Source organism: Stenotrophomonas sp. STEN022 (assembly GCF_056760155.1).
Genome location: NZ_JBRREG010000158.1, coordinates 1 through 6,414, shown reverse-complemented (window position 1 = coordinate 6,414; position 6,414 = coordinate 1). Strand labels below are relative to the sequence as shown.

Annotated in this window: 6 protein-coding genes; all 6 read right to left on the bottom strand. The window is 63.4% G+C overall.

Annotated features, from left to right (window positions below; genetic code table 11):
* Positions 1-38: 38 nt before the first annotated feature.
* The gene (locus ACVOMF_RS20280; protein ID WP_282272667.1) at positions 39-683 is read right to left on the bottom strand and encodes a rhomboid family intramembrane serine protease; all 645 of its coding nucleotides are present in this window, start codon (positions 681-683) and stop codon (positions 39-41) included.
* A 41-nt stretch (positions 684-724) separates the two neighbouring features.
* Entirely contained in the window at positions 725-1,171 is a 447-nt protein-coding gene (locus ACVOMF_RS20275; protein WP_481510870.1) for an MGMT family protein, read from the bottom strand.
* Positions 1,066-1,992: a DMT family transporter gene (locus ACVOMF_RS20270; protein ID WP_481510871.1), complete on the bottom strand. Its 927-nt coding sequence runs from the start codon at positions 1,990-1,992 to the stop codon at positions 1,066-1,068. Before ACVOMF_RS20270 ends, ACVOMF_RS20275 begins: the two co-directional genes overlap by 106 nt.
* 362 nt (positions 1,993-2,354) lie before the next feature.
* On the bottom strand, positions 2,355-3,707 hold the full coding sequence (gene gorA / locus ACVOMF_RS20265; protein WP_481510869.1) for a glutathione-disulfide reductase: 1,353 nt from the start codon (positions 3,705-3,707) through the stop codon (positions 2,355-2,357).
* Positions 3,704-4,954 carry an NAD(P)/FAD-dependent oxidoreductase gene (locus ACVOMF_RS20260; protein ID WP_481510868.1) on the bottom strand — a complete coding sequence of 417 codons (1,251 nt, stop codon included), beginning with the start codon at positions 4,952-4,954 and terminating at the stop codon, positions 3,704-3,706. Before ACVOMF_RS20260 ends, gorA begins: the two co-directional genes overlap by 4 nt.
* A gap of 26 nt (positions 4,955-4,980) precedes the next feature.
* The gene (locus tag ACVOMF_RS20255; RefSeq protein ID WP_481510867.1) at positions 4,981-6,186 is read right to left on the bottom strand and encodes a DUF418 domain-containing protein; all 1,206 of its coding nucleotides are present in this window, start codon (positions 6,184-6,186) and stop codon (positions 4,981-4,983) included.
* Between the last annotated feature and the right edge of the window lie 228 nt (positions 6,187-6,414).

Below are 6,414 nucleotides of genomic sequence, written 5' to 3'. Positions count from 1 at the left end.
AGCCCCTGCAGAGCATGGCTCGGCACTACAGTTGCTTGTTATTTGACGCGACGCAGATGCGGGCCGCGCTTGTTGAACGGTGGCTGCCCGCGCCAGTAACGGATCAGCAACCAGCCAAACAACATGCCGCCAAGATGCGCGAAATGGGCGACGCCCGGCTGCCAGCCGGTGAAGCCCAGCAGCAGCTCAATCGCACCAAACACGATCACGAAAGTACGTGCCTTCATCGGGATCGGCGGGAACAACAGCACCACCCGTTGGTTCGGGAACAACATGCCGTAGGCCAGCAGCAGGCCGAACACACCGCCGGAGGCGCCCAGCACCGGGTTGTACTCCCCGGCAAACGCAGCCACCAGCAACTGGCACAGGCCGGCGCCGACCACGCACACCATGTAGTACGTCAGGAAGCGCTTCTCACCCCAGGTCGCCTCCAACGGCGCACCAAACATGAAAAGCGCCAGCATGTTGAAGAACAGATGGCCGAAGCTGCCATGCAGGAAACCGTAGCTCAGCAGCTGCCACGGTTCGAATCCCGGTGAATCGCTGAAGACCTGCTGCGAACCCAGCGGCCACAGCATCAACTGGGTGAAGATGCCCGCCGTCTGCGGAAGCTGCTGCAGCAGGAACAGGACGACGTTGGCGATCAGCAACGTCTGGGTGATCTTGGGTAGGCGCGGGAACATGGTGGCATCCGGGGAAACTGGCTACATCATAGCCGCAGCAGCTAGCCCGGGCCCCAGATCGCCTCGTCCAGGCTGCGCGGCGGTTTGGGCCGCTTCACCCTGCCGTTCTCCACCACCACGCCTTCGGCCCGCAGCCGCTGGCTCTGTTCGCGCCAACCGCGTGAGCCCTCCGGCATTGCGATGCGACCGTCCGAGCGCAGCACCCGATGCCAGGGCAGCTCCGGATCCACATTGCTTCCCAGCAGGCGCGCCACCAGCCTTGCCCTACCGGGCAGCCCGGCCTTGGCCGCCACTTCGCCATAGCCCAGCACCTGCCCACGCGGAATGGCACGAATCGCTTCAAGGATGCGTGCATGCCCGGCGGCGACACTGGCCTCTGGGCTCATCGCTTCTTCTTCGCCACGCCGCTGCCCACCAGCAGCACGCCCAGCAACACCAGCACCGTCCCGGCGCTTTGCCAAATGCCCATCGGTTCGTCGAGCAGCCATACGCTGAGCACAATCGTGGAAACCGGCCCCAGCATACTCACCTGTGCGGCCAGCGAGGAACCAATCCGCTTGACCCCGATCATGATCGCCAACACCGGCAGGACGGTACAGACCGTGCCGTTGAGCAGAGACAGCCAATACACCGGCGGCGCGTACGCCCACAACGCATCCCAGGGTTGAAACAGCAGGTACTGACCGATGCACAGCACGCAGGCCACCATGCTGGCGTAAGCGGTCAGACGCACCGCGCCAATCCGCACCACCGCCTGGCCACTGCCGAACAGATACACCGCATAGCTCAGCGCACTGGCGAACACCAGGGCCGAGCCGATCAAGGTACGCCGGCCTTCGAGCTGGATGTCATGGCCAAAAGCCAGTAATACGCCGAGATAGCTGACCAGCAAGGCCGCCACCTGGATGCGGGTGGGCCGTTGCTTGAGCACCACCAATGCAATCAACACCACCAACGTGGGGCTGAGATACAGGATCAGCCGTTCCAGCGTGGCGCTGATGTATTGCAGGCCAAGGAAATCCAGATAGCTGGACAGGTAGTAGCCACTGAAGCCGAGCAGCAGCACCCGCCAACGATCACCGACCGACAGCGGCTGCGCGCGCCGTGCCGCCCACATGCCCATCGCGATGAAGAATGGAAATGCGACCATCATCCGCAGCGCCAACAAGGCAGTGGCATCGGCGCCGTGTCGGTAGGCGAGCTTGACGATCACCGCCTTGCCGGACGCGGCAATGGCGCCGGTGGCAGCCAACAGCAGGCCGCTGATCAACAAGCGGCGCGAGCTGGTGGGTAGTGTTGGCGCGGCCATTGTGGCCTCACGCTGGCTTGGAGCAGTCACGCTGTTACGGCATCCGGGGGAGATGGCTTTCTATTATGGGCGCTAAGGGATTTGTACGGGCTGGCGGGTAGGACCAAGGCCATTACCGAGAAGAAGCAAGATCAACTACACCCCTCCCCAACCCGCCCGGCCCGAAGGCATGGCCTTCGGTCGTTCATCAGGCCGCGCGCCAGTGGCGCGCAAGCAGGCCTTCTTCACCCCCTTGCCTACGGCAAAGGGAGGGAGCAACCTCAGAAGCATTGCCCGCAACTGCAGGATCAGCCTCCTCCCTTGCGCGCAGCGCAGGGGAGGATTGAGGAGGGGGGCTTTGTTGCTGTTGCTGCCCACCACCCTCAGCGCATCAGAACAACTTCCTCAGCCGAGGTCGGATGGATGGCCACCGTCTCTTCCATCTGCCTGCGCGTCACGCCAGCCTTCACCGCCACCGCAAACCCCTGCAGGATTTCGTCGGCACCCTCGCCCAGCAGATGGATGCCAACCACCTTCTCGTCCTCACCAGCACAAACCATCTTGAACAGACTGCGCACCTCACCCTGCCCCAGCGCCTGCAGCATCGGTCGGAAGCGGCTGTAATACGTGCTCACCTTGCCAAAACGCCTGCTCGCCTCTTCCTCGCTCAGGCCGACGCTGCCCAGCGGCGGATGCGCGAACACAACACTGGGAACATTCTCGTAGTCGAGCCTGGCCTCCGGATGCCCGCCCAGCACGCGATCCATCAGCCTGCGCGCAGCTGCAATCGCAACCGGCGTCAGCGTCACCCGGCCAGTAACGTCACCAACCGCATAGATGCCAGGCACCGAGGTGTTCTGGTAGTCATCCACCTCGACCTGGCCCTTCTCGCCCAGCTTCACGCCAGCCTGCTCCAAGCCAAGCCCCGTTGTGTTCGGGCCACGGCCGGTGGCGAAAAGCACCGTATCGAATACAGCCTGTTCCGGACCGTTGTGCAACTGCGCGCGGATCTGTTGCTGCTGCCGCTGCAGTGCCTCCACCTTGCAGCCGAAGTGCAGCTCCACACCCTGCAGTCGCAGGTTCTCCGCCAGCTGGTCCGACACTTCCGCGTCAAACTTCCCCAGCAATCGCTGCCCGCGCACCAGCAAGGCAACCTCGCTACCCAAGGCGCGCAGTACCCCGGCCAGTTCCACCGCGATGTAGCCGCCGCCCACCAGTGCAACGCGATCAGGGCGCGCCTGCAAGGCGAAGAAATCATCCGAAACACCGCCCAGTTCCGCCCCTGGCAATTCCGGCTTGAGCGGATGCGCGCCGGTAGCGATGACGATGTGCTCGGCGCGGAACTGGGTGCCGTCCTCACATTGCACCGTGTGCGGGTCGATCAGGTGCCCACGATTGCTGATCCGCACAACCCCGGTTTCGTCCAGCCGCTTCTGATAGCTGGCATGGATATTGGCGATGTACTGCTGGCGTCGATCCAACAGGGTCGACCACGTCAACGCCGGTTCGGCAGGCACATCGAAACCGATCCGCCGTGCCAGTCCAATGCGCTCGGACAGGTCCGCAGCCAGCCACATCGCCTTTTTCGGCACGCAACCTACATTGACGCAGGTGCCACCCAACGGCGCAGGCTCCAGCATCGCCACCTTGGCGCCGTAGGATGCTGCGCGGAATGCGGCAGCCAGGCCGCCCGAGCCACCCCCCAGTACCACCACATCGTAATTCCGCGCGCTCACTGGAAACGCTCCACGCAATACGGCGCAGGATCGATTGCAGGCGCTTGCCCGGTTATCAAATCAGCCATCAGTTGTCCGCTCCCACTGCTCATGCTGATGCCGAGCATGCCATGACCCGCCGCTAGCCAGACGTGAGCGTGCAAGGGTGAGCGCCCCAATATCGGCATATCATCCCAGGTCATCGGCCGCCAGCCATACCAGCGCTCATGGATGACCTCGCCGATTGGCTGCCGCAGATACTGCCGCGCGGCCTGCTCGAGCGCCTGCAGACGGGTTGCATTCAAATGCCGATCCTGCCCGGAAAATTCCATCGTGCCGCCCAGGCGCATCTGTTCAGCCCAGGCAATGACGAAGACCGAACGATCCTTCAGCACCACCGGCCGGCTCGGCACCTGCATCGGGCGGCTGCCCGTGATGGAGTAGCCCTTGCCTGCCTGGATAGGGACGCGCACCCCTAACCTGGCAGCCAGCCGTGGCGACCATGCACCCGTCGCCAGCACGAGTTCACCGGTATCGCGCGTACCTCGATTGGTCTGCACACGCACGCCCCGCTCGCGCGGCTCGAATGACTGCACCAAGCAGTGCTCGTCAATCAGCACGCCACGCGCACGCAGTACCCGTCCCAGCTCGGTGGTGTAGCGATCCGGGCGCAGACTGGCATCACCCGGGAAACGGATCGCCCCCACCACGCCATCCTTGAAGGCGGGCTCAGTACGAACGAAATCGCTGCCATCGATGATCTCGGTGGCGATGCCAAGCTCAGCCAAAGCGCCGCATTCGGCCGCGTGGGCGTCGAAATTGCGTTGCTGGCGGAACACATAGTCCAAGCCCTTCTCGGCGAACTCACAATCCAACTGGTAGCACTGCACCCAATCTGCCAGACGTTGCCGGGAGTCGTTCAACAATGCGGCACGCCCTTGCGCGCTGTGCAACCAGTCCTGTCGATTGCAGCGCGCAGCGAACTTCAGCAGCCAGCGCCAAAGGGCTGGATCAAGACGCGGTGGGATATACAGCGGCGCCTGCGGCGACAGCATCCAACGCAGAGCGCGCAATGGCACACCAGGTGCGGCCAGCGGTGGTGCATGGCTGGGAGTGATCGTGCCGCAGTTACCGTGCGAGGTAGCACCGCCCAACGTGCCAGCGTCAATCACCCGCACCTGCCGTCCTGTTTCGGAGAGCGCCAACGCGGTGGCCAGGCCAGTCACACCGGCGCCAACAATCAAGACGTCGTCTTTGGGGGAGTTCACCCGGCTATTTTATTGCCGCGATCGCGTCAGCGCCGCAGTGGTGGCAATTGCAAGTAAGTGAACGCCCGCCACAGCCATTCCACCGGCCCGTACTGGAAACGCTGCAGCCATAGCTGGCTGAGCATCACCTGCGTGGCGAACAGCCCCACGGCAAACAGCAGCTGCGATGCACGCCCCATCTGCTCGAACCAGCCCAGGCCATAGCCGTAGAACACCAAGGTGCAGACCAGCGACTGGCCGAGGTAGTTGCTCAAGGCCATGCGACCGGCGGGCGCCAGCCATTGCAGATGGCGACTCCAGCGCACGCCCCATGCCAGATAGCCCAGACACATCAGCAAGCCCGCAACAGCAGTCAGCGCATAAGCACCTGCACTGCGCATGGTGAACTGCCCAGGAGCGTTGTACGGCAGCACCCATACACTCAGCCACATCACCGCCAGACCGAGCGGCAGCAGCAACCAGCGCAAGCCTGCCCACAACCGCGGATAGCGTCCGGGTTCGGCAATGGCACCACTGCGCGCGAACCATGCGCCAATCAGGAACATGCCCAGCACCTGCGGGCCGACCAGCAGCAGCGCACCCAGCGAGGCACCCACGTCCTGCAACCGCTGTGCAATTGCCTGCAGGTAGCTGCCCTGCCCGTAAGCCTGGCGCTGCGCCTCGATTGCAGCCCTTGCTGCTTCCGCCTGTGCAGCGGCCGCATCAGCCGGCGCAAATTGCATCAAGGCGCCCAATAACAACATCAGTACAGCTGCTCCCAGATAGGCCACTGTTCCCAATGCCGGCAACCAACTGCGCGGAGCTTCGCGGAATGCCAGCAAGGCAAACGACAACAGCGCGTAGGCGACCAGAATGTCACCGGACCACAGCAGCAGCGCATGCAGCACACCGATGAGCAGCAAGCCCAGGCTGCGGCGCAGATAGAAGCGGGTGAAGTCGCGCCCGGCGACAGCCGCCCGCTGCGCCATTACCGCGAAACCGGCACCGAACAACAGCGAGAACAAGGTGAAGAACTTGCCCTGCACGAAGATGTAGACGAAGGCATCGGCCCAGTAGTCCCGCCCCAGCCAATGTGGGTCAATGCCGGTGAACGACATGTCCAACGGGCCACTGAAGGCTTCCATGTTCATCAACAGGATGCCGAACAGGGCAAAACCGCGCAGCACGTCCAGGCTGGCAATACGCTCATTGGCCGCCACAGGCTGGAAAGCAGAAGTAGACAACGACGACATCCTTCAGCAACAGGTGCGCGATTAGAGCACGCCGGAACAATGTAGTGCCTGGCCATGCTCGACACTACATGCGGGCTGTGTTGTGGGAGCGCCGTCAGCCGCGAAACCGGAGGTGTATTCGTCAATGCAAAGCCCTACCCCTCCCCAACCCTCCCCTTCGCTGCGCGAAAGGGAGGGAGCTGAGCGTAGTGCCGAGCCATGCTCGGCAGGGGCTTTACCGGTAGAGCC

Bases quoted from the DNA above. Each gene is read 5' to 3' on its own strand.
- ACVOMF_RS20280 (WP_282272667.1), bottom strand. From the start codon at position 683: ATGTTCCCGCGCCTACCCAAGATCACCCAGACGTTGCTGATCGCCAAC.
- ACVOMF_RS20275 (WP_481510870.1), bottom strand. From the start codon at position 1,171: ATGGCTGCTCGACGAACCGATGGGCATTTGGCAAAGCGCCGGGACGGT.
- ACVOMF_RS20270 (WP_481510871.1), bottom strand. From the start codon at position 1,992: ATGGCCGCGCCAACACTACCCACCAGCTCGCGCCGCTTGTTGATCAGC.
- ACVOMF_RS20255 (WP_481510867.1), bottom strand. From the start codon at position 6,186: ATGTCGTCGTTGTCTACTTCTGCTTTCCAGCCTGTGGCGGCCAATGAG.